The 25,087-nt window shown below is 29.7% G+C and carries 21 protein-coding genes and 1 riboswitch; of the genes, 2 read left to right on the forward strand and 19 right to left on the reverse strand.

Annotated features, from left to right (window positions below):
* Positions 1 to 284: 284 nt before the first annotated feature.
* Positions 285 to 1,505 (forward strand): M20 family metallopeptidase, encoded by a 1,221-nt coding sequence (locus tag Q3304_RS07960; protein ID WP_407814227.1) that lies wholly within the window; start codon positions 285 to 287, stop codon positions 1,503 to 1,505.
* 36 nt (positions 1,506 to 1,541) lie between these two features.
* A complete protein-coding gene (locus tag Q3304_RS07965; RefSeq protein ID WP_054268734.1) occupies positions 1,542 to 2,891 on the forward strand; it encodes an APC family permease in 1,350 nt (449 codons plus the stop codon).
* Positions 2,892 to 2,976: 85 nt separating this feature from the next.
* Here Q3304_RS07965 and Q3304_RS07970 read toward each other — a convergent pair whose 3' ends face one another.
* The 19 genes from Q3304_RS07970 to Q3304_RS08060 all read right to left on the reverse strand — a co-directional run bounded on the left by Q3304_RS07970 (position 2,977) and on the right by Q3304_RS08060 (position 25,082).
* Positions 2,977 to 3,444: a VOC family protein gene (locus Q3304_RS07970; protein ID WP_054268733.1), complete on the reverse strand. Its 468-nt coding sequence runs from the start codon at positions 3,442 to 3,444 to the stop codon at positions 2,977 to 2,979.
* 391 nt (positions 3,445 to 3,835) lie between these two features.
* The gene (gene hpdA, locus Q3304_RS07975) at positions 3,836 to 4,786 is read right to left on the reverse strand and encodes a 4-hydroxyphenylacetate decarboxylase activase (RefSeq protein ID WP_407814228.1); all 951 of its coding nucleotides are present in this window, start codon (positions 4,784 to 4,786) and stop codon (positions 3,836 to 3,838) included.
* Positions 4,779 to 5,036, reverse strand: coding sequence for a 4-hydroxyphenylacetate decarboxylase small subunit (hpdC, locus tag Q3304_RS07980; RefSeq protein ID WP_054268731.1), 258 nt, complete (start codon positions 5,034 to 5,036; stop codon positions 4,779 to 4,781). Before hpdC ends, hpdA begins: the two co-directional genes overlap by 8 nt.
* A gap of 3 nt (positions 5,037 to 5,039) precedes the next feature.
* Positions 5,040 to 7,748, reverse strand: a complete 2,709-nt coding sequence (gene hpdB, locus Q3304_RS07985; protein WP_407814229.1) for a 4-hydroxyphenylacetate decarboxylase large subunit — start codon at positions 7,746 to 7,748, stop codon at positions 5,040 to 5,042.
* Positions 7,749 to 8,044: 296 nt separating this feature from the next.
* Positions 8,045 to 9,061, reverse strand: a complete 1,017-nt coding sequence (gene tsaD, locus Q3304_RS07990; RefSeq protein ID WP_054268729.1) for a tRNA (adenosine(37)-N6)-threonylcarbamoyltransferase complex transferase subunit TsaD — start codon at positions 9,059 to 9,061, stop codon at positions 8,045 to 8,047.
* Between the two features lie 5 nt (positions 9,062 to 9,066).
* The gene (gene rimI / locus Q3304_RS07995) at positions 9,067 to 9,543 is read right to left on the reverse strand and encodes a ribosomal protein S18-alanine N-acetyltransferase (RefSeq protein ID WP_054268728.1); all 477 of its coding nucleotides are present in this window, start codon (positions 9,541 to 9,543) and stop codon (positions 9,067 to 9,069) included.
* Entirely contained in the window at positions 9,533 to 10,249 is a 717-nt protein-coding gene (gene tsaB / locus Q3304_RS08000; RefSeq protein WP_054275593.1) for a tRNA (adenosine(37)-N6)-threonylcarbamoyltransferase complex dimerization subunit type 1 TsaB, read from the reverse strand. The genes rimI and tsaB overlap by 11 nt, the downstream gene beginning before the upstream one ends.
* Positions 10,249 to 10,701, reverse strand: a complete 453-nt coding sequence (tsaE, locus tag Q3304_RS08005; RefSeq protein WP_054268726.1) for a tRNA (adenosine(37)-N6)-threonylcarbamoyltransferase complex ATPase subunit type 1 TsaE — start codon at positions 10,699 to 10,701, stop codon at positions 10,249 to 10,251. Before tsaE ends, tsaB begins: the two co-directional genes overlap by 1 nt.
* Positions 10,702 to 10,838: 137 nt before the next feature.
* Positions 10,839 to 11,879, reverse strand: a complete 1,041-nt coding sequence (locus Q3304_RS08010; RefSeq protein ID WP_407814230.1) for a DUF4116 domain-containing protein — start codon at positions 11,877 to 11,879, stop codon at positions 10,839 to 10,841.
* A gap of 336 nt (positions 11,880 to 12,215) precedes the next feature.
* On the reverse strand, positions 12,216 to 12,821 hold the full coding sequence (locus tag Q3304_RS08015; protein ID WP_054268724.1) for an ECF transporter S component: 606 nt from the start codon (positions 12,819 to 12,821) through the stop codon (positions 12,216 to 12,218).
* A gap of 123 nt (positions 12,822 to 12,944) precedes the next feature.
* Positions 12,945 to 13,062, reverse strand: a riboswitch (FMN riboswitch).
* A 59-nt stretch (positions 13,063 to 13,121) separates the two neighbouring features.
* The gene (locus Q3304_RS08020; protein WP_407814231.1) at positions 13,122 to 14,288 is read right to left on the reverse strand and encodes an amidohydrolase; all 1,167 of its coding nucleotides are present in this window, start codon (positions 14,286 to 14,288) and stop codon (positions 13,122 to 13,124) included.
* A gap of 144 nt (positions 14,289 to 14,432) precedes the next feature.
* Positions 14,433 to 16,574, reverse strand: a complete 2,142-nt coding sequence (locus Q3304_RS08025; protein ID WP_407814232.1) for a Tex family protein — start codon at positions 16,572 to 16,574, stop codon at positions 14,433 to 14,435.
* Between the two features lie 146 nt (positions 16,575 to 16,720).
* Positions 16,721 to 17,828 (reverse strand): peptide chain release factor 2 gene (prfB, locus tag Q3304_RS08030; protein WP_407814233.1). Its coding sequence is split into 2 segments (ribosomal slippage): positions 16,721 to 17,752 and positions 17,754 to 17,828, totalling 1,107 coding nucleotides; the frame shifts between segments, so codons are not numbered across the junction.
* Positions 17,829 to 17,842: 14 nt separating this feature from the next.
* A complete protein-coding gene (gene secA / locus Q3304_RS08035; protein ID WP_407814234.1) occupies positions 17,843 to 20,518 on the reverse strand; it encodes a preprotein translocase subunit SecA in 2,676 nt (891 codons plus the stop codon).
* 131 nt (positions 20,519 to 20,649) lie between these two features.
* Positions 20,650 to 21,201: a ribosome hibernation-promoting factor, HPF/YfiA family gene (gene hpf, locus Q3304_RS08040; RefSeq protein ID WP_054268719.1), complete on the reverse strand. Its 552-nt coding sequence runs from the start codon at positions 21,199 to 21,201 to the stop codon at positions 20,650 to 20,652.
* A 550-nt stretch (positions 21,202 to 21,751) separates the two neighbouring features.
* Entirely contained in the window at positions 21,752 to 22,426 is a 675-nt protein-coding gene (locus Q3304_RS08045; RefSeq protein ID WP_054275590.1) for a copper homeostasis protein CutC, read from the reverse strand.
* A 2-nt stretch (positions 22,427 to 22,428) separates the two neighbouring features.
* Complete coding sequence (locus tag Q3304_RS08050; RefSeq protein WP_074179935.1) at positions 22,429 to 23,481, reverse strand: Sapep family Mn(2+)-dependent dipeptidase; 1,053 nt, start codon at positions 23,479 to 23,481, stop codon at positions 22,429 to 22,431.
* Positions 23,482 to 23,527: 46 nt separating this feature from the next.
* Positions 23,528 to 24,487, reverse strand: coding sequence for a N(4)-(beta-N-acetylglucosaminyl)-L-asparaginase (locus tag Q3304_RS08055; protein ID WP_054268716.1), 960 nt, complete (start codon positions 24,485 to 24,487; stop codon positions 23,528 to 23,530).
* Positions 24,488 to 24,563: 76 nt separating this feature from the next.
* On the reverse strand, positions 24,564 to 25,082 hold the full coding sequence (locus tag Q3304_RS08060; RefSeq protein ID WP_407814235.1) for a GrdB-related putative oxidoreductase: 519 nt from the start codon (positions 25,080 to 25,082) through the stop codon (positions 24,564 to 24,566).
* Positions 25,083 to 25,087 lie beyond the last annotated feature (5 nt).

A 25,087-nucleotide genomic window follows, 5' to 3' on the forward strand; every position in this document is an offset into this window, starting at 1 on the left:
TAGTACATTATTTCATGTGTAATCAATAGGAATTAATAGGAATAGGATAAATTTAATAGTTCCTATTATTTTTATATAGGCTAATATATAAGCTTATTCTTATTTAAAACAATACTTTTTTTGGAAAATTGCAATAAAATAATCATTTTTATATTTTGCCAATAAATAAATGATTATTTTATTGCAAAATTCTTATAAAAAACAAAATTTATTCCTTAAAAATTATGGCACAATAATTGCTACTATAATTAACCAAACAATAAAAAGTAATTGGAGGAATAAAAATGCAACAGGCTTTAAAATTAGAATATCAAACTAAAGAATTAGAAAAAGATTTTGTAATAGAAAATTGTAATTCTATAAAACCTTGGCTAATAAATGTAAGAAGAGAATTGCACAAAATTCCAGAATTGGCTCTTGAAGAAAACCTTACCAAGCAAAAAGTCATTTCTTATTTAGAAGAAATAGGAATTGATTATATTGAATTTACAAAACACAATGGGATTATGGCATATATTTTAAAAGAAAATGCAGATAAAACTATTTGTATAAGAGCGGATATGGATGCCCTTCCTATAGAAGAAGAAAATAATATACCTTATAAATCAATACATTCTGGAAAAATGCATGCTTGTGGTCATGATGCACATACAACTATGCTACTTGGAGCGTGTAAAGTTTTAAATTCAATAAAAGATAGATTAAACGTAAATGTAAAGTTCTTATTTCAACCAGCAGAAGAAGGCTTTGGAGGAGCAAAATTCTTAGTTGAAGATGGATGTCTAGAAAATCCTAAAGCTGATTATATATTTGGACTTCATGTTATGCCACATATTGAGACAGGATTTATTGAGACAAAGTATGACACATTAAATGCTAGTGTTGACACTATAACGATAAATGTTAAAGGCAAAAGAGCTCATGGTGCATACCCTGAAAATGGTATTGACGCAATAGTTACAGCATCACAAATTGTTACATCCTTACAAACTATAATAAGTAGAAACTTAGAACCAAATAATGCTGCTGTTTTAACTATAGGTAAAATATATGGTGGTGATGCACACAATGTAATATGTGAAGATGTAAAACTAGAAGGCACTTTAAGAACTTTAAATGGCAAAACAAGAAACTTTATGATTGATAAGATATCTAAGATTGTTGAAGACACTGCATCTGCATTTGGATGTGTTGGAACATTGCATGTAAGTGATGAAAATTATCCAGCTGTTATAAATGAAAAGGAATTAGTAAATACTGTTATCTCAAGTACTAAAGAATTATTTGGAGAAGAAAAATTTATATTAAGACCAAACCCTTCTTTAGGTGGTGAGGATTTTTCTTTTTATACAGAACATTGCAAGGGGGCATTCTTTCATTTAGGCTGTAAAAATGAAGAAAAGGGATTAATTTCACCTCTACATACATCTAGCTTTAATATAGATGAGAATTGTCTTCCAATAGGTGTTATGATGCATGTAATGAATACTTTATATTTTAATTAATACAGTAATTAATAAAAGAATAGGAGATAAATTAATATGGAAAAGGCTAAAAAATTAGGGTTATTTAGTATGATATTATTAGGAATTAATAGTATAATAGGTTCAGGTATATTCTTACTACCAGGTAAAGTTTATAACCTAGCAAGTCAAAACAGTATATTTATATACATTTTTGCTACAATTTTAGTTCTATCAATACTTTTATGTTTTGCAGAAGTTGGAAGTATGTTTGATAAAAATGGTGGTGCATATCTATATTCCAAAAAAGCATTTGGAGATTTTATAGGCTTTGAAGTTGGTACCATGTCTTGGGTTATAAGAATTATATCATGGTCTACTCTAGCAGTAGGATTTGCAACAGCTTTAGGTTCATTTTGGCCAGAAGCTGCAACTGAATACAAGGGCTATATAGCAGCAGTATTAGTAACACTACTTTCTATAAATAGCTTATTTGGAATTAAAAGTACAAAGATAATGAATAATGTAATAACTATAGCTAAATTAGTACCACTAATAGTTTTTGTAATAGTCGGAATATTCTTTATAAAATTTGAAAATATTGCCCCTTCAGGTAACGTAGTTAACTCTAGCATGGGACCAGCTATCATATTGGTATTTTACGCATTTACTGGATTTGAATCATTTATCGTAGCAAGTGGAGAAATGGAAAACCCTAAAAAAAATCTTCCAATTGCCTTAATAACTACAATATTTATATGTGCAATAATTTATATTTTAATTCAAGTTGTCTGTATGGGTATACTTGGAGATAAACTATTTGAAAATAGTATTCCAATTGCAGATGCTTCAAGTGTGTTTTTAGGTAACTATGGTAAAGTATTTATATCTGTAGCTACATTAATATCTATATTTGGTATAAATATAGGTTCTTCAATAGTAACTCCTAAATGTGGTTCTTCTCTAGCAGAAGAAGGTTCTCTTCCAGCATTTATAGGAAAAACAAATAAATATGATGCTCCGTATGTAGCAATAATTATATCTTTAATTTGTTGTATACCACTTGTATTGACTGGAAGTTTTGAACAACTTGCAGTAATGAGCGTAATTGCAAGATTTGCTCAGTATATCCCAACTTGTTTGTCAGTAATAGTTTTAAGAAAAAGAACAGATATTCAAGGCTCTTTTAAGATTCCATTTGGTCCAGTTATACCAATAGTAGCTATTTTAGGTAGTTTATGGCTGTTACAACAAGCTTGGGCAGAAGATATGGCAAAACCTATAACTCAAAATAGAGTTTTAATAGGATTAGGAGCAATGTTATTAATAGCCCCTCTATACATATTTATGAAAAAAAACAAGGGAATTGAGTTTGAAGATAAAACAGAGAATTCAAAATTATATATTTCTAGAGAAAAAATTCAATAACATTTTATAGATTATTTAGAGAATATAATAAATAAAGGCGAAAGCATAGATTTGCTAACGCCTTTATTTTAATATAATCTATCACCTAGTTTAAAACTGATTCAATATATTCAATAGTTACATCCATTCTTTTAGCCACCTCATTCATTGAAAGTCCACTATCTAAAAAACGTCTACATACAGATGATATAGTTTCCCCAACCTCAATAATATGACCATCTAAATCATAAAATCTAATTGCTCTTTGACCCCAACTATGTTCTACAACCAGATGAATATAATTTATATCTTTCATTGTACTCAATCTTTCAACAAAAGTATCAAAATATTCTTCTTCAAAATATAACTCTGCATCATTTCCATTGAATTGTACTTCATTATCACTCTTATTAATAAACTCTAACCAAAGTTTTTTTTCTTGTAATGATATATTACCTTCTAACACAACATTTTCTCCAAAATCACAGGTTACATTTAATCCTAAAACATCATAATAAAACTTTTTTGATTTCTCAATATCTTTAACCACTATTAAAGCATTTACAAACTTCATATTACCTCCTTGATATACATATATTTTATTTATATCTTATAAATAAAATTAAACTATATAGATTTCAATAGGATATTATATAAATAAAGAAATTACAAACCTTATTGAAATAGTATAGTTGATTGTATCATATAGTACATATTTTAATCTTGTAAAAAACGGACATCTATAATACTCTCTATACTTTTTGTACCTTTCATTGATAATTTATTTTAGTTGTTTATAAAATAGATTCTATTAAATTTTTTCATATTCATGCTTTACCATATTACATTTACTACAATAAAGTAAACGTAATATATCTTCTAATCATAATTTAAACTATATAAAAAGGATGTCACTCTAGCTTTTAGTGTAACATCCTTTTTAATTAACCTTATATTATTTACTTTTAGAAAGCTGTCTCATGACCAACATAACAAGCTATACCATTATCCAAAAATATATCTTGTAACTCTTCAAGATGCTCTTCATCAACATCTCCCTTATCAGAATACTCATACTCCTTACCTAATTGAATCCACTTTGATTCTCCTAGCCTATGAAATGGTAATAAGTTAATCTCTACCAAATTGTTTTTGTGCATAAAAGATATAATATCACTTATATTTTCAGTACTATCATTAAATCCTGCTATAACTGGAACTCTAAGTACCAATCTTCCTTTCCAGTCAGAGTTAACAAGATTTGATACGTTTTCCAATATTAAATCATTATACACACCTGTTTGCTCTTTGTGTTTTTCTCTATCCATATGCTTTATATCAATAAATGCAAAATCAATATCTTTAAATATTTTATTAAAAATTTCATTGGAAACACATGCACTCGTCTCAATAGCAGTGTGTACATTTATCTCATGACATTTCAATAATACTTCATGTAAAAATTCATGTTGAAGTAGTGGTTCTCCCCCACTAAATGTTACTCCTCCATTACTTCTCCAATTATTAGAATCACGTTTAATTACTCTTATAAGTTCATCTACAGTATAAGGCTTTGCACATAACTTAAACGCATTGTAATAACATGAGTTGACACATTCAAAGCTTTCACAGTCTTTACATATGTTCCAATCTATAATTGGCTTATTATCAAGATTAAAACTCAATGCACCTTTTTTACATTTACCATGACATACAGTACACCCATCTTCATATTTACAAGATAACTCACTAAACATCATATGGGGTCTTACAGTCCAACTTTCAGGATTTGCACACCATTTACAACTAAGTGGACATCCATTTAAAAATACAGTTGTTCTGCAACCTGGTCCATCATGAACTGAAAAGCTTTGTACATCAAAAATCATACCTGCTAGTTGATTTTGTCTACTCATTAAACATATGTCCTTCACAAGTAATTGCATTTAATGTTGAATATACCCAGTCTTCCTTTTCAAGACCAACACATTTACCTATACCTTCATCATTAATATCAACGAAATTTTTACAATTTTTACATTTTGGCATCACTTTTAATTCTTCACAAGCTTCATCATCTAAGTTAAGCATTTGTTTTGATAGTCTACAAATTCCTTTTGTAGCATCTACTGCACAAAAATTCATACAATCACTATGTTTTTTCATATTTTACACCCCTTCATACTCTGTTCTAGCAATTACTTCATCCTGTATTGGTTTTCCTAATTCACACCAGTATTGAGTAAATCCAGCAACACGCACCATCAATTGACGATAATTATCAGGATTTTTCTGTGCCTCTTTTAATGTTTTAGAATCCACGACATTGTATTGAATATGGAAACCACCTTTTCTTAAATAACTTCTTGTTAAATCTAATAATTTTTTAGTACCTTGTTGTCCTTTAATTGTTGTTGGATGAAGTTTTAAATTCATCTGAGAATTTTGAACTACTGCTTGGTCCCAAATAGTTGCAGACTCAAATAATGCATAGACACCATTTTTATCAGTTCCTGCATATGCAGAGACTGAACCATCTGAATATGTTGTTCCACTTAGTCTCCCATCTGGAGTAGCTAAAGTGGCAGCACCTTGTGGTCCATGTGTAGAAACAGATATTTGACAAGGATACATTTTTTTAGCATATAAAGATTGTGCTTCTTCGCACACTTTTGCTAGCCATACTTCATAGTTTTTAAGAATGCTATCTGCATATAAATCATTATTTCCGTATTTAGGTGCATCAAGACAGGCCTTGTAGATAGCATCATATTTACCAGTTTTATCTACTTTTACTTGGTCTGCCATAGAATAGTTTCCAACCTCTAAAGCATCTTTAAATCCAAAGTTATTCAAAATAGCCTCTTTCATTTCTTCAAGTGTAAATTCTTTATCATCATATACAAGTTTTTTAAGTGCAGCAAATGAATTAACCATAGTAACAGTACCACAAGTTTCTACATTTAATGTCGCATTATAACGGTATCCCATATTTCCTATATGTTGACCCTTGTCTAAACAATCTGGTTTTAATAGCGAATTTATTACAGAAGTATCAAACTTTCTCCATATATCTAATTCAATATTATTTGCTCTTTCAAGGACATTTATTGCTTGTTTATAATAATCTTTAAATACTTCTACGACCTCTTCATATGTATTTAGAGGTTTATTATGAGGTTCAAATACTTGCACATTCATACGATGGTCTTTACCATTCATAAGAACAAGTTCTAATATTTTAGGATTAGCTAAAAAATGCACTCCAGAACCAGCTGTTTGACCTGCTCCACCTGCTATAGAATATGTTTTCCCATTTAAAGTTAATTGTTTCCAACATCCTGGAGATGTTTCTAGACATCCGCCTAATGCAAAAGCTCTAGCTTCTTCAACAGTCATACCCTCATCGCCAAATTGTCTCATCATGAAAGTCGTCCCATTTGAGTTGTTTACCCATGCTGGATAACCAGAACCAAGCTTTGTACATTCAACAGCCTTCATCAAGAAATCTTCTGGAAGTTTTTCATCATACAACATAGTTAAACTAGGTTGAGGAGTTCTACATCTCATACTTGCTTCTAATAGTAATTCTTCTAATTCATTTGCTCCTGTAGAGCCATCTTCTCTTAGTCCGCCTATAGATAATGTGTTAAATGTATTTCCTGATAATACTCCTCCATTTACTCCTGCTGAAGCAAAACAGTCAATACAAGTAATCTTTATTCTATAAAGTTCTAATAATTCAATTACTTCTTCTTTTGTGATTATTCCTTTTTCTATATCTTGCTCATACCAAGGATATAAGATTTGACCAAAGCGCCCTATAGACATACCAGATATAGCATCTTCGTTTACTGATGCTATATGGATTGTATAAGTCAATTGAAGCGCTTCCCTAAATGTACGAGGTTGTTTGTGTGCAATGTGCTCTAATATCTCCACTAAATCTGAATATTCTTTTTTAGCTTCTAAATCTTTCTCTATACTTTCTAAATATTTTGCATGTTTTGCATAATTTAAAATCCAAGTTTGTAGACCCTCAATAACTTGAACAACTGCTTCATAGAAATATAGACGGTCCATTCCAATAAGTCCATCTCCAGATGCGTTTCCTGCAACTGCTTTCTTACATTCTTTTGCCATTTCTATGATTCCATCTAGCCCATAATTCAAAGGATAAAAATAGTTTATAACTTCTCTACCTTGAGGAAGTGTATATCCTGAATCAAACATACAAATAAGTGTACTCATTAATTTTTCTTTTAAATCATAATCTGGCATCATTTTCTCATAATGAAAGCCTAAATCTTCAACTGATCTTCCAACCCATTCCTTAGCCATTTTTACAAGTACAGGTACTTCTTCTTTTCTCATTCCAAATTTACCAGCTATTGAAACAACATTTCCAAAACTCTCAGTTACATTTCCCCCACCAGAACCAAATTTTGTAAGTTCATCTGCTGTGTTACTAGCTAACTTATTTACTTCTTCTTTCATTTGTTCCCCTTGAGCTACGAAGAAACTCTCACTTACCCAAGGCATTGGGAATGACCCTCTATAGTGGCGTGTTTTTTGCATTACTATCTTCTCGCCTGGTATTATATTTGGTGTCATATGAGAAAAAGCAGATTTAAGAGCTTTAGCTCTTCTAACTACAGGTATATCACCATCTGATTTTCTATATTCTCTATTATACCAATATGGAAATTCCATATCAGCTGTAGACAATGTATTATAATATACATTTAATAAATCATCAGCCCTTTTACTTGCTTTTTTTTCACTAAATTCATCTAAATTTTCTTTATCTTGAAAATTTGCCTTAATATTTTTTGCTTCTAAAATACTTCTTATTTTGTCTTCTTTACTTTGACTCATTTCTTCCCCTCCTTAATCTTTCTATAATTAGTATAAAACTTTTTAATAAGGAAAAAAAAGGGTATATTACCCACTTTTTAAAATAATCTTTCTACAAAAAAATTAAACTTGAAGTAAATTCACACCAAAGATAAACTTTATATCCTAAATGTATTGCAATTCATTAGAATATAAAGGTTATACATCGTTTTACTTCAAGTTTTAACATATACTATATTTATTTTGATTGTATTTATTTTTACTTATATTTATTTTTCTGAAACAATTCTTTAATATATTTATAAATTTATTTCATATTACTGATTTATTTTTAAATTTGGAACTGCATTTAAACTCATATCATGTGTTTTACCATTTATAAAATTATAATATCCTGCACACCCAATCATCGCTGCATTATCTGTGCATAAAATTAAAGGCGGATATTTAACAGTGATACCACTATCTTTTGCAATCTCTGTTATTTTAGCTCTGAGCCCTGAATTAGAAGCAACTCCACCAGAAAGAGTTATAATATTGTAGCCTTTATCTCTTGCTGCTTTTAGTGCTTTAGTAGATAAAACTTCTACCACAGCCTCTTGAAAAGATGCTGCTACATCTTCAACTACTATTTCCTCATTTTTCATTCTTTTTCCATTTAGATAGTTTAACACAGAAGATTTTAATCCACTAAAACTAAAATCATAGCTATCTTCTTCTAAATATGCTCTTGGAAATTCTATAGCATGCTTATTTCCTTTTTTGGCGAGATTATCAATAATAGGTCCTCCTGGATAACCTAGATTCATCGCTCTTGAAATCTTATCAAATGCTTCTCCAGATGCATCATCTCTAGTTTTTCCTAAGATTTCATACTTACCATAGTCTTTGACCTCAACCAAGTGGGTATGACCTCCAGATACTATTAATGTTATAAAAGGAGGTTTCAAATCCTTATGCTCTATATAGTTTGCACTTAGATGACCTTCTATGTGATTTACTCCTACAAGTGGTATATTCAAAGTATATGCAAGTGCTTTAGCATAAGATAAGCCTACTAGTAAAGCTCCTACCAACCCAGGTCCATATGTAACTGCAATATGGTCTATATCATTAAATCCTATATTTGCTTTATCTAAAGCCTCCTGGACAACTATATCAATATTTTCCACATGTTTTCTTGAGGCTACTTCTGGCACTACACCACCAAACTTTTTATGTGTTTCTATTTGGGTAGAGATTATGTTTGAAAGTACTTCTCTACCATTTTTTAAAACTGATGCAGCTGTTTCATCACAACTACTTTCTATAGCTAATGTTATTATATCACTCATAAACTCTACACCTCCTTTAATTGGTTCCACATTATAATTGCATCTTCTTTATTATCACTGTAGTATTCTTTTCTTATTCCACCCATTTTAAATCCATATTTTCTATATAGATTTTGTGCTATTTTATTTGATGCTCTAACTTCTAATGTCATAGACACAATATTATTGTCTTTGCACAAATCAACTATACCTTTTATCAACTTGTCTCCTATTTTTTTGCCTCTGTAGTCACTATGAACAGCCACATTATTTATATGCCCTTCATCAAGTATAAGCCAAATTCCCACATATCCAACAACTTTTCCATCTAGTTTAGCTACTATATACCTTGCTACTTCATTAGATAACTCTTTTCTAAAAGATTCTTTTGACCAATAATCTTCAAAACAATTTTTTTCTACTTCAAAAACTTCATCTATATCTTTAATAGTCATTTCTTCTATTTTTATATCGTCTACTATTAGTTTTGTATTATCTTTCATCATTTAGCCTCTTCATTTTTTCATCATATTGTACTTCAGCTTGAGATTTTCTGATATACATAGGATTTATTGTATAACAAGTATGTACATCTATATTTTTATTATATTTACTTAATGCCAAAGAACATAAACTTCCTGCATTAGACACATTGTTAACTGGCGAAGGTATTTTTATATTTTTTACATTCTCTAACCTATCTTTATATTTATATACAGCTTCTCCAACTACTATAAATTCTTCATCACTTGATACTATTTCCTCTAATAAAGTATCAAATTCTACAACATTAACACCCTCTAATTCTATTAGCTCTCCATTCTCAAGTTTATATTTAGCTGAATAGACTTGATTCTTCTGTGCATCTAATATACAACATATCTTCCTCTCACATAGATTCATGTTATTTGCTAGGGATTCCAAAGAATTCACTGCTATTATTGGTATATTATTTACATGAGCCATAGCTTTTACTGTAGCCATACCTATTCTAAGACCTGTAAATGAGCCAGGACCTATACATATAGCTAATAAATCTATATCTTTTATACTTAAATCACTCATGTTCAACATACTTTCTATCATTGGCATAAGTTTTTGCGAATGAGTTTTTTTGTTATTTACTGTAAACCCACATATTAAGCTATCATCTTCTACAACTGACACACTTGCTGCCATAGAAGATGTATCCATACCTAGTATTTTCATTATTTAATCAACTCCTCAACTATTTCTTTGTAAAACTCTCCCTTTGGAGTTAATATCATTTCTCTTCCTTCATCTTTATATTTTAATTCTATATTTAAATATTCTTTTGGAAGTATATCTTCTATTAGATTAGCCCATTCAATTATGCAAATTCCATTTGAATTTACATATTCCTCATATCCAATATCATACATTTCATCACTGCTACCTATTCTATATACATCAAAATGATACAAAGGTACTTTGCCTTCATATTCATTTATTATAGTAAAAGTTGGACTTGTTATATAGTCTTTTATGCCTAATGAATCTGCCAAACTTTGTGTCATTGTAGTTTTCCCAGCCCCTAAATCTCCTACTAAACAGATAACACTACCTTCTTTTAAGAGTTTACCTAATTTATATCCTATTTCTCTAGTTTTGCTTTCATTTTCCAAATATATTTTTGCCATTAATTCATCTCCATTTTGATATAATCGTCATGTGAATTTATATCACTGCTTAATTAATTATAGTATAAGCCTCAATTATTATAAAGTACTTCTATTTATCTTTTTTATCTTTCAATATTAATAATCCTATCTAAATCTTATATACATTCTTCAATATAAATCTTCACATATTCCTTTGCCTTGCAATTCTGCTTTAAGGCTTCTCTACATATTTTCTCAGATTGTTCTTTTACATATTTGAGAGATTTATAATTTTCCTTTACTGCTTCAATGCACATTCTCTCTGTTTGATTTTTTATATACATTAACATCTTTCCATTTAGCCTTACAATTTCTATACATATATCTTCTGTATAGTTATCTATGTAACTTAACACATCTTTAATATTATATCTTTTATCTAAATATCTTATGGCTTTTATACATATTGCTTCTGTCTTATTATTAACAAACTGTAGACTTCTTCCATCTTGTTTGACAGCTTCCATACATATATTATCTGTTTGCTTATTTACATATTGCAATGCCATACCATTTTGATTTACAGCTTCTATACACATTTTATCTGTTTGCTTTTTTACATATTGTAGTGCTTTATAATTTTGCCTAATCGCTTCCATACATAATTCTTCACCCTGCTCTCTAACATATGCAAGACATCTACCATCTTTTTTAATTGCTTCTAAACATATACTTCTTGTTTGAACTTCTAAAGCTTTTAAAATACTTACAACATCTATATTAGAAGAACACCTTATTACTTTTATAATAAGCTCATCAGTTTTATTTCTTACATATTTAAGTGCTTTACAGTCCTTTTTTATGGCTTCAAGACATATATACTCTGTCTGTTCTTTTACATATTCTAGTGCTTTATAGTTATATCTTATCGCCTCTAAACATAATTCTTCTGTTTGTTCTTTTATATACTCTAGTGCTTTATAATTCTGCCTTATTGCTAGTATACACATCCCATCAGTTTGATTTTTTATATTTTTTAATTCACGATAATCATACTTTACACTTTCCATATTTTCAATATATTCATTTGTAATATACTTTAAAGACTTTTCCAATTTTGAGTTATCAATACCTATATGAATATTTTCCCAATTACTATTAAAATAATACCCTTTATCATCTAAAAATAAATTTTTCAATTTTTTAGATATGTTCATCTATATACACCCCTATCATTATTAAATTAGATATTATTAAAAAATAAAGCATAAATCTTTATTTATTTTTAATAATATCTTTATTTTTTGTTTATTATAAATTCGCTCTGTGTATTATAGATACCTTTTTAGTATTTTAATAGTTAATCGTTTTAATTCTTCCTTTATTTCAAAAATTAAACTTGTCTAAATATTTCTTATTTTATATACAATTTTTGATAAATTAATAAAGCCATAATATATTTAATATATCAATCACAGCGTAGGACTGAAGTTACAAATAAATTATGGCTATTCAATGCGTTTAATTTTAAAATTTTATATTTTCTTGTCTAATTATTTTTTTATTACATTACCCATTTTTTTGTAAAGTGGTAACGTTACTAAGGATATTACAACAGCCTTTAATACATTAAATGGAGCTATCATCCAAATTACAAAAGTAAATAAATCATGAACTTGAGGGTTTATAGCTGAACCTAAACCTATTATAGCATCTAGTCCCATTAATTGCCCATAAAGTGGTAACATTACAAAATAATTCACCAATGAACCAATTATAGTCATAGTTATTGTCCCTAATACAAATCCAATTACTACACCTTTTAAATCTTTACTTCTCTTATATGAATAACAAAGTATAAGTACATAAGAGCCACCAATTAATATATTTGCAAATTCTCCTACTCCTCCAGTTGTTGTCGCTGTTATCATTTGTAGTATATTTTTTACTACAACTACACCAAATCCAACTAATGGTCCTAAAGACATTCCGCCAAATATTGCTGGGATATCTGATAAGTCAATTTTTAAGAAATCTGGAAAAATACCTGGTATTGGTGCTTGAATAAACATCAATAAATAAGATATTGCAGATAAAATTGACATAACCACCAAAGTTCTTGTTGAAATCATATTTCCTCTTTTTACTGTATTTTGCATAACTACTTTCCTCCTAATCAATAGTTTATATTTTTTAGGAAAAACAAAAAACTCGAAGATCCTATCTTCGAGTTTTTATGGACATAGTTTAAACAAACTAAAATAAACTTATTTATATTCCATAAATATCTTCTCTCATCCAGACTTTACTGTCGGCTTTGGAATCTCACCAAATCAACCACCTAAGTAGTTCGCGGGCTATACCGCCGGTAGGGAATTTCGCCCTGCCCCGAAGATCTTCTTTGATTTTTTAATTTTCCTTACACTCTTATATTAGTTAATTTTTTAATAATTGTCAAGTTATTTTTTCTCATATACTATTTTTCCATTTATTATAGTGTAAAGCACATTACTTTGAATCTCTAGTGGGGAATTATCCCATATTACTATGTCTGCATCTTTACCAACTTCTATAGAACCTACTTTATCTTCTATTCCTAAAGTCTTAGCTGGATTTATTGTAATTGATTCTATTGCCTTTTCTTCTTTCATACCATGTTTAACAGCTATGCCTGCACATATTGGAAGATATTGAACTGGTATCACTGGATGGTCTGTCATTATACATACATCAAGACCTGCATTTGAAAGTATTCCAGCTGTATTAAATGTCAAGTTTCTAAGTTCAAACTTAGACCTTTCTGATAAAGATGGGCCTACTATTACAGGAAATCCTTCTTCTACTAATTCTTCTACAACAAGATGACCTTCTGTACAATGGTCTAATGTAAGTTTTAAGTTAAATTCTTTTGCAATTCTTATTGCTGTAAACATATCATCAGCTCTATGAGCATGTGCCTTAAATGGAATATCTCTCCTCAATACAGGTATTAAGCTTTCCATTTTTATATCATATTCAGGCTTTTCACAGTCTTCATCATCATGGTTCTCATATACATCAATATCCTCTAGATATTCTTCTGCTTTTTTTAAGTTCTCTCTAAGCAAAGCCGCTATAGCCATTCTAGTCTGTGGAGATTTATCATCTTGACCATAACAACTTTTTGGATTTTCTCCAAATGCTATTTTAGATGCAACTGGATTTTTTATTACCATTTTGTCAATTCTTCTTCCATATGTTTTTATGGCTATACATTGACCGCCCATAACATTTGCACTTCCAGGTGTTGTACATACAGAAGTTATACCACCTTCAAAAGCTTCTTTAAATGTTCTATCCATTGGATTAATACCATCTATAGGATTTAGTTGTGGTGTTATTGGGTCAGTTTCTTCATTTCCATCTGCCCCTTCAAAACCTATGCCATCTTCCCATAGCCCCAAATGAGTATGAGCATCTATAAATCCAGGGAACACAAGTTTATTACTTGCATCTATTATATCAACATCTAAAGGTGCTATTAGATTTTCCCCTATTTCTATTATTTTTCCTTCATCTATAAGGATATCTCCTTGAATTATTCCATTTGTTACGGTATTTATTTTACCATTTTTTATAAAAATCATTCATTTTCCTCCTGATTTTCAAGACTCTCGTACTTCTTTCTAACATTGTTTTTTACAATATAATTTTACACTTTTTTAATACTTATATATTCTATAAATCATACTTACAAATATAGTATCAAAAACAAACATACATAAGCTTATTTATTTTTTCATTGATAGAGCTACTCTCTTTTTATTTAAGTCAATTCCAATAACTTTTACATCGACTATATCTCCTACTGTAACAATACTCATAGGGTCTTTTACAAAGCTATTACTCATTTCTGATTTATGGACTAATCCATCATTTTTTATTCCGATATCTACAAATGCACCAAAATCTACAACATTTCTTATTGTACCTTTTAAAGACATTCCTTCTTGTATGTCTTCAATTTTTAAGACATCAGTTCTAAGAATAGGTTTTATTCCTTCTTCTCTTGGGTCTCTTCCTGGCTTTTTAATTTCAGATATAATATCTCTTAAAGTGACTTGACCTACTTCCAGTTTTTCACTTAATTCTCTCAATCCAATCTCTTTTATTTTCTCATCTATTTCTTCTATATTTTTATTTTTTATATCATTTAAAGAGTATCCTATTATCTCAATCATTTTTTTGCATATATCATAACTTTCAGGATGCACACCTGTATTATCTAGTGGGTTTTTACCATCTAAGATTCTCATAAATCCAGCACATTGAGTAAATGCTTGAGGTCCAAGTCTTTTTACTTTTTTAAGTTGTACTCTTGATGTGAAGTCTCCATTTTCTTCTCTATATGCTATTATATTTTTTGCAATGGCCTTACTTATTCCTGCAATATGCTCTAGTAGAGAGTATGATGCTGTATTTAAATCTACTCCAACACTGTTTACAGAATCTTCAACAACACCATCTAGTACTTCTTCTAGTCTCTTTTTATTTAAATCATGCTGATATTGACCTACACCTATACTTTTAGGGTCTATTTTTACAAGCTCTGCTAATGGGTCTTGTAATCTTCTAGCTATAGATATAGCTCCCCTTATTGATACATTTATATCTGGATGTTCTTCGTTCGCAAGTTCAGATGCCGAATAAACAGAGGCTCCGGCTTCACTAACTATAACATATTGCACTTCCCTATCTATCTCTTTTATCATTTCTGATACAAAAGTTTCTGATTCTCTAGATGCAGTCCCATTACCTATTGAGATTATATCTATATCGTATTTTTCAATCAATCCTTTTAAAACTCTCTTTGCTCCCTCTACATCATTTTGTGGGTCTGTTGGGTATACTGTTGTATAATCTAATAGTTTACCATTTTTATCTACTATAGCTATTTTACATCCAGTTCTAAATGCGGGGTCAAATCCCATAACTACCTTGTCTTTAACTGGTGGTTGAAGCAATAAACTTTTAACATTTTTTCCAAATACACTTATAGCTCTTTCTTGAGCTATTTCTGTTAAATGATTTCTTATTTCTCTTTCTATTGATGGAAAAATTAATCTTTTATAAGAATCTTCTATTGAGCTTACGATTTCTTCTTTATTTTTGAAATTTTTATCATTTACATATTCATTTATTATGTAATTTAAAACTTTATCATTATTTATTTCTAACTTAACTTTTAGGAAGTTCTCTTTTTCTCCTCGATTTATCGCCAAAACTCTATGTGGAGCCATACTCTTTACTGCTTCATTATAATCATAATACATATCATAAACTGATTTCTCATCAGTAGAACTTTTGCTAACTATCATGCCTTCTCTTAAAGCTAATTCTCTTATATATTTTCTAATCTTAGCATCATCTGAAACTAATTCTGCAATTATATCTCTCGCACCTTTTAATGCATCTTCAACAGAGAGAACTTCTTTCTTCTCATCAATATAATTCTTTGCTTCTATTTCTATACTATCTAGACTATTCTCTAGTATTGACAATGCTAAGTTTTCTAATCCCTTTTCCTTAGCTATTATTGCTCTAGTTCTTTTCTTTTGTTTATATGGAGCATAGATATCTTCTACTTCTTGTAATGTCTTTGCTTTTTCTATATTTTTTGTTATTTCATCTGTTAGCTTTCCTTGCTCATCTATTAGTCTAACTACATCATCTTTTCTACTTTGAAGGTTTCTTAAATACATCAATTTTTCATGAAATTCTCTTAGTGTGACATCACTCATCTCACCAGTCATTTCTTTTCTGTACCTAGCTATAAATGGTATTGTATTACCCTCATCAATAAGTTTTAATGTATTGTTTATTTGCTCATCTCTAAGATTAAATTCTTTTTTTAAGATTTGATTTATATCCAATTTTTTCACTCCTAATGTTATTTTTTTCATAAGTATAATAATAAACAGAACGAAGGCTGAGGGTTGTCGTCCTCAGCCTAAGTGCTGTAAGTGCATAGTAAGCACTAACCTTCTTATACATATCTCTTAATTACAGTGCATATTTATTAAACTGTTTTATTCATTTTTAAGTATTCATTAATAAATAGGTCTATATTTCCATTCATTACACTATCTACATTTCCAAACTCAGCATTTGTTCTATGGTCTTTAACCAATTTATATGGTTGAAAAACATATGACCTAATTTGACTACCCCATGTTATTTGTGAATATTTCCCTTGTATGTCTTCTATTTTTTCTTTTTGTTCCAATTCTTTTAATTCTATCAATTTTGCCATCAAAAATCTCATAGCTCTATCTTTATTTAGATGTTGAGACCTCTCATTTTGACACTGAACTACTACACCTGTAGGGATATGTGTTATTCTAACTGCTGAATCAGTTGTATTTACATGTTGCCCTCCAGCTCCAGATGCTCTATATGTGTCTATCTTTAAATCTGATGGATTAATTTCTACTTCTATGTTCTCATCTAGCTCTGGTGTTACATCTATAGATGCAAATGAAGTATGTCTTTTTCCTGATGGGTCAAAAGGAGATATTCTTACCAACCTATGAACACCTTTTTCACTCTTTAAGTATCCATAAGCATTTGTTCCCTCTACAAGAATTGTAGCTGTCTTTATTCCTGCTTCAGTGTCTGATATTATATCTAAAAGCTTAACTTTATAGCCCTTGCCTTCTGACCATCTTATATACATTCTCAAAAGCATCTGAGCCCAATCTTGGGCATCTAATCCACCTGTTCCAGCGTTTATAGATAATATGGCATTATTTTTGTCATACTCTCCACTTAGAAGAGTTTTTATTTTAATTTCAGATAATTTTTCTTCTATTGATTCTATGGACTTTTCTATATCCTTTTCTACAGAATCATCCTCTTCTTCTAGACCTATTTCAATTAATACTTCTATATCTTCTAATAAATTTTTTAAGCTTTCATATTCTTCTAGTGTCTCTTTTAAAGATTTATTTTCTTGAAGTACTCTTTGAGCAAACTCATTATCATTCCAAAAATCCTGTTTGTTCATCTTTTCTTCATTAATCTGCATCTTTTCCATCAATGAAGCTATGTCAAAGAGAAACCCTCAATTCTTCTAAATTTGAAGCTATTTGCTCCACGCTATGTCTATACTCTTGTATCTTTAACATTTAATCCTCCAAGATTATCTACCACAACAGTTTTTATATTTTTTACCACTTCCACAAGGGCATAAGTCATTTCTTCCAACTTTTTCATCTTTTTTAACTGTTTTACTTGTTGGAAGTGTCCCATCTGACGGTGAAGATAGATTTTCAACATCTACAACTGCTTTTCTTTCCACTGGAGTTTCTATTGTTATATTAAATAAATATCTTACAGTATCTTCTTTGATATGTTTATTCATTTCATCAAACATGTCAAAACCTTCCATTTTATAAGCAATAACTGGGTCCTGTTGACCTACAGCACGAAGACCGATACCTTGACGTAATTGGTCCATAGCATCTATATGGTCTATCCAATGGTTATCAACAGCTTGAAGTAAGATTACTCTCTCAACCTCTCTCATTCTTTCATAGCCTACTTGTTCTTCTTTTGAAGTGTATATCTTCATAGCTATTTCATAAACTTTTTCTGTTATTTCAACTGGATTAAGTTTTTCTATTTCTGGTATCTCTATGCTACCTTTTGGTAAGAACAGATTATACATATGCTCTTTAAATCCATCTTCATCAAACCCTTTATCTTGTGTATAAAGAGTCACAGCTTCCTCTATTATAGAATGAGTCATTGACTGTATTTGCTCTTGTAAATCTTCGCCTTCTAATACACGCTTTCTTTCTGCATATATTATTTCTCTTTGTTTATTCATAACATCATCGTATTGAAGTACATGCTTTCTTATTCCAAAGTTTTTACCTTCAACTTTCTTTTGTGCTCCTTCAATAGATTTAGATAATATTCTATGTTCTATTGGCATATCTTCTTCAAGACCTATTTTATCTACAATTCCAGATATCCTATCACTTCCAAACAATCTCATAAGGTCATCATCAAGACCTATATAAAATCTTGAACTACCTGGGTCACCTTGACGACCAGCACGACCTCTCAACTGGTTATCTATTCTTCGAGATTCATGTCTCTCTGTACCAATTATAGCAAGTCCACCTGCTTCTACAACTTGTTTTTGTTCTTCTTGTGTTTGTTGTTTAAACTTTTCAAATAGTCTTTCATACTCCGCTCTAGCTTCAAATAGAGTCTCATTACCTTTTACAGGTATACCTTCTATTGGAGTATCTACCCTATTTACTATTTCCTCTTTAAATCCATTTCTTCTCATTTCTCTCTTAGTTAAGAAATCTGGGTTTCCACCTAAAACTATATCTGTACCACGACCAGCCATATTTGTAGCTATTGTAACAGCGCCTAATCTACCAGCCTGTGCTATTATCTCTGCCTCTTTATCATGATGCTTAGCATTTAATACTTCATGTTTAATGCCTTTTTTCTTTAATATTTGTGATAATAATTCTGATTTTTCTATCGATACTGTACCTACAAGTATTGGCTGATTAACTTTATGTCTTTCAATTATTTCTTGTGCTACAGCATTAAATTTACCTATTTCACTTTTGTATACAGAATCTGGTAAATCTTCTCTTACCATAAGCTTATTGGTAGGTACTTGGAAAACGTCCATTTTATAAATTGCTTTAAACTCTTCTTCTTCTGTTTTTGCTGTACCAGTCATACCAGAAAGTTTTTTATACATTCTAAAGTAGTTTTGGAATGTTACAGTAGCTAGTGTTTTAGATTCTCTTTGTATTTTAAGACCTTCTTTAGCTTCTATTGCTTGGTGTAAACCTTCTGAATATCTTCTACCAAACATAAGTCTACCAGTAAACTCATCAACTATTACTATTTCTCCATCTTTAGCAACATAGTCAACATCTTTCTTCATTATTACATGCGCTCTTAAAGCCTGATTTATATGATGGTATAACTCTGTATGAGATATATCAGTTATATTATCAACATTAAAATATACTTCTGCCTTTTGTATACCTGATGCTGTTAGAGATACTGCCTTGTCTTTTTCTTCTAATTCGTAATCATCTGGTCTTAGAGTTAACACAAATGTATTTGCATCTGAATATAAGTGAGTTGATTTGTCGCCAGGCCCAGATATGATAAGTGGTGTTCTAGCTTCATCTATTAGTATAGAGTCAACCTCATCCACTATAGCATAATTTAATCCTCTTTGAACTCTTTGCTCTTTGTGTATTACCATATTGTCCTTTAAGTAGTCAAATCCGTACTCATTATTTGTACCATAAGTTATATCACAATCATATTGCTCTTTTCTAACTTTTGGATTTTGACCATGTATAATAACACCTACACTCATTCCTAAAAATTCATATATTTTTGCCATTTGGTCTCTATCACGTTTTGCAAGGTAATCATTTACTGTTACAACATGTACACCTTTTCCTGTAAGGGCATTCAAATAAACAGGAGCAGTTGCAACCAAAGTTTTACCTTCACCTGTTTTCATTTCGGCTATTCTTCCTTGATGTAACACTATACCTCCAACCATTTGGACTCTATAGTGTCTAAGTCCTAACACTCTCTTAGAAACTTCTCTAACTACTGCAAAAGCTTCTGGAAGTATATCATCTATACTTTCATTATTTGCTAATCTTTCTTTAAATATATTTGTCATATTTTTAAGTTCCGAGTCTGCCATAGATTCAAATTTAGGTTCTAATGAATCTATTATATCAACAGTTTTATTGAACTTTTTTAATTCTTTTTTATCTGCCATGTTGAATAAATTATCCATAAAGCTCATATTTTACATCTCTCCTCGTTCTTTATTGTACTATTATTCATTTTACCATAAAAACTATACTTTTAATATTAATTTAAAAAGCTATCGATAATTTATTTATCGATAGCTAATATGATTAAATCTAAATTGCTTTATTCATGTTCTATTATACCATATCCACCATTATGACGCTTATAAACTACTGCTATTTCATCTGAATCTATATTCTTGAACATATAAAAGTCATGTCCTATTAACTCCATTTGTAATACAGCTTCTTCTTCGCTCATTGGTTTAACACTAAATTTTTTACGTCTTTGAATTACTAATTCTTGATTTTCATCCCCATAATCTTCTTGCTCATCAGCTAGATTTATTTCTGCATCTTGGAATCTTATGCTCTTGTTGTCTTTATGTTTATCTTGTAATCTCTTTTTATATTTTTTTAATTGTTTACTTAATTTATCATATACAACATCTATAGCTGTGTATAAATTTTCCTGCATATCTTCTGCTCTAATTATAGGACCATTTACAGTAGCTATTGTTACCTCTATTTTTTGTCTTGCTTTTTTAGCACTTACTGTAACTTTTACATCAGTGTCTGGATGAATGTAATTATCTAACTTACTTAGTTTGTTTTCGATTTTACTTTTTATTGCATCAGTTAATTCGATTTGTTTTCCAGATATAATTATGTTCATAAGTACATCTCCCTTCAATTATGCCAGTATAAGAAAATTTATACTTTAATAATATATTCTACACGAACTTTCATAATCCTCTTTTTATTATTAACTTTTATGATTTTTTATATTCAATTGATAGAATTATTTATCATTTTTAGTTATTTAAAAACTTATGTGGATTAATATTATTACAACTACCTGTGGATAATGTGGATAAAATTGTTAATAACTCTTGTATTTGTTTATTTAAAGCTATTTTTGCTACTGTTTATATCCACAAATATCTCCATTAATTGTTTATTAATATGTGAATTCATGTCATAAGTTGGTAATTTTAGGAAATTATATGTATTATATGCCGTTCGACTTTTATAAATCTTTTATAAATATAAACCCTCTAAAACCTCCATATTTTATTTTTTCTTTCATTATTAGTATTCAAGACTATATAAAAGTAGTAAAGCACCTCCAACAATAATTTCATACTTAATACCTATTATCATGCATATACCCAAATTATAATTAACTCACACTCATTATTTAGATTAAATATTTAATGTTTGTATTATTTTGAAATTATATTTACAAGCTGTTTAAGTTTTTGTTTATCTATATCTTCAAAAGGACTGTTATTTATTCTAATAGCTGTACCAAAATGAAAATTGCTTGCTTTAGTTAATTCCTTTATCTTCTCTATATTGCTGAAATTAAGTCCTCCACCTAAAAGAATTTTTATATGATTAGAATTAAGTATCATATTATTTATTGTTTGTATGTTATCAACTATATTGCCCTTTCCACCTGATGTTAATATATTTGTAATTTTATTATAATCCTTCAAAATTTTAATACTATCCATTATACTTGATTCATCTATAGCTCTATGAAATGTAACATCAAGATTATCACAACATTCTAACAAAACATTTAAATTTTTTTCATCTATGTTATTGTTTTTATCTAACATACCAAATACAACTCCATTAGCACCAATATCTTTAATTATGCTTATATCTTTTTGCATGATTGTTATATCTTCTTCACTATAAGTAAAACTTTTTGCATGATGTCTTATCATTACATTCACAGGTATCTTTACACTGTTAACAACTCTTTCTATAAGACCAAAACTTGGTGTCAATCCACCTTCAGTTAAAGCACTAACCAGCTCTATTCTATCTGCGCCACAATCTTCTATAATTTTAGCGTCTTCTACTGTCATTCCTATTATCTCTAACATAATTACTCCTTCGCCAATTCATATATTGCATTTGCAAATATCTTTGCATTTAAAATTATATCTTCTATATCCATGTATTCATCAGGATTATGAGCTATTCCTTTTTGTCCTGGAAATGAAGGTCCAAATGGAACTATATTTGGCATTACTTTTGCATATGTACCTCCATTGGTTGTTACTGGAGTTCCATCTAATAATGTAACTCTTTCATATGCTATCTGAAGTTTTTTAATAAGCTCACTCTCTTTATCAAAATATACAGGATTAAAATTAGAAATTACTTCTACTTCAATACTATTTGGAAAACTAAATTTTATTTCATCTAATACATTTTTTAGTTTATAACTAAAATCGTATTTTACCTTTATATCCAATATAATATCACTATTCTCTTTATTTAACTCTTTATATATAACAAGCACATTTTCAGACATGTTTTCTATAAAACCTAAAAATGTGTCTTCTTCATAGGTATTTTTGCTTTTGATTCTAATCTTTGCCATTCCTTTTTCACCATATACAACAGGATACTTGCAATCTGGTGTAAATCCCATAAGAGGAGCTTTTTCTTTTTCTAAATAATATGGTATATCTTCAAATCCACTCTCTTCGTTTGTACCAAAGATTATTCTAACTTTTTTATCTAAATCTAAAGCCAATTCTTTAATAGCATACAATCCATATAAAGCAGATATTATAGGTCCTTTATTATCTAATACTCCTCTACCATAAATTCTTCCATCGGCTTTTTCTCCTTTATAAGGTTGATACTCCCAACCTTCACCTTCATGTACAACATCTACATGACCAATCACGCAAATGTAATCTTCACTCTCTCCATATTCTGCGTAACCAATATAATTATCTAAGTTTCTAACCTTAAATCCCAATTTTTTTGATATTTCTAATGCTTTATTAAGTGCTTTACCTACTTTTTCGCCAAAAGGGAAGCCATTTTCTGACTCCCCTTTAACACTAGGTATTTTTACAATATCTATAATATCACTTAATAAGTCTTCTCTTAATTCATCTACTTTATTATTTATGATATTCATAAAAATCTCCTTATTATAAAAAACTCTACATTATTATATGACTGATTTATTCTTTCACTTCTATTGGAGCTTTTATTCTAGCTTCATATGCTTCCATCCATTCATTTGATATAACCTTATGTATAGTTTTCCCATTTACTCTATTTGAAATATAGACTGTAGGTGCTTCTTCCTTAGTTACTACTGAAAAAGTAAAATCAGCTATATTTGTAGCTACTCCCCATTCGCCCTTATTGTTCATGGCAACTAGTGATAAATCCCCTGCTTTCCCTCTTCTTTTAATAAGCTGTTTATCAAGTTCATTTACTGCTATATCACAAGCTTCTTGTGGATGTTTTCCTTCTTTCATAAGTCTAACTATTTCATAAGATATACATCCCTTCATCAAGTCTTCTCCTAGACCAGTAGCTGTAGCTCCTCCTATACTACTATCAACAAAAAATCCCGAACCTGATAGTGCAGAATCTCCTATTCTGCCTCTTTTCTTCATAAATAATCCACTTGTTGAAGTAGCTGCACACATCTTCCCATTTTTATCTAAAGATATCATTCCAACAGTATCATGACCCGAATATGGACTTAACCCCTTGTCTAAAGTTTCTTTTTTTCTCTTTTTATAATGCAACTTTGCTCTGTCGGTCAACATATTTTTTCTTTCAAATCCATTTTTATGGGCATACTCTTCAGCACCTATTCCGACCAAGAAATTATTTACCTTCTCATAACTAAGTTTTCTCGCTATGCTGACAGGATTAGAATAATCCCTTATCCCAGCAACTGCTCCAATATCTAATGTATTACCATCCATAAATGCAGCATCAAGTTCTACCTCACAGTTTTCATTTGGAAGTCCTCCATAACCAACTGACTTATAGAATGGATAATCTTCGACTCTTCTTACAGCAAGCTCTACTGCATCTCCTGCTTCCATACCTTTTTCCAAACTCTCTGATGCCTCAGTTATACCTTCTAGAGCCATTCTCCATGTTGCTATCATTCCCCACATGTCAAAATTCCCCTCCTTATTATATAGATTCTAGTAATCTGTTTTCATTATAAATATTATATTACTTAGATTTGTATTAATAACAAAATTCTTCTCTCATTAAAGTTATATCCTCTTTATTTGCCATTGATTTTGCTAATTTACATATGTTGTTTAATGAATCGTTAAGTCCAATTCCACCTTTTTTTGGTGTTTTAACTATACATATATCATTTCTATATTCGTTTATTATATCTATATTTTCTTCTGACATAGCTGCAAACGCTGATATATTAGTCTTATCATTTATATTTTTGCATAATATAGCTGACATCTTAGAAAAATTTTCATAATTGAAACTTGGACCACAAATTACTACATCAGGATTTAATTTTTCTACCATGGCTATCATTTTGTTTGTTACATCTTCTTCATTATTTATAAAAAATTCGTCTCCACAAAATAATGTAGCTATTACTTTAGAATCATCTAAAAATGGTTCCATCATTATACCTGGACCTAATGGGCTTGATTTTCCAGCAGGAGGTATATTATTTTTTTCTTTTCCTCCAGCACCAGCTTGTATTTGATCCAATATCATAACTATTTTTTTCATAATAT

Source organism: Clostridioides sp. GD02377, from assembly GCF_045899875.1.
Taxonomy (GTDB): domain Bacteria; phylum Bacillota; class Clostridia; order Peptostreptococcales; family Peptostreptococcaceae; genus Clostridioides; species Clostridioides difficile_A.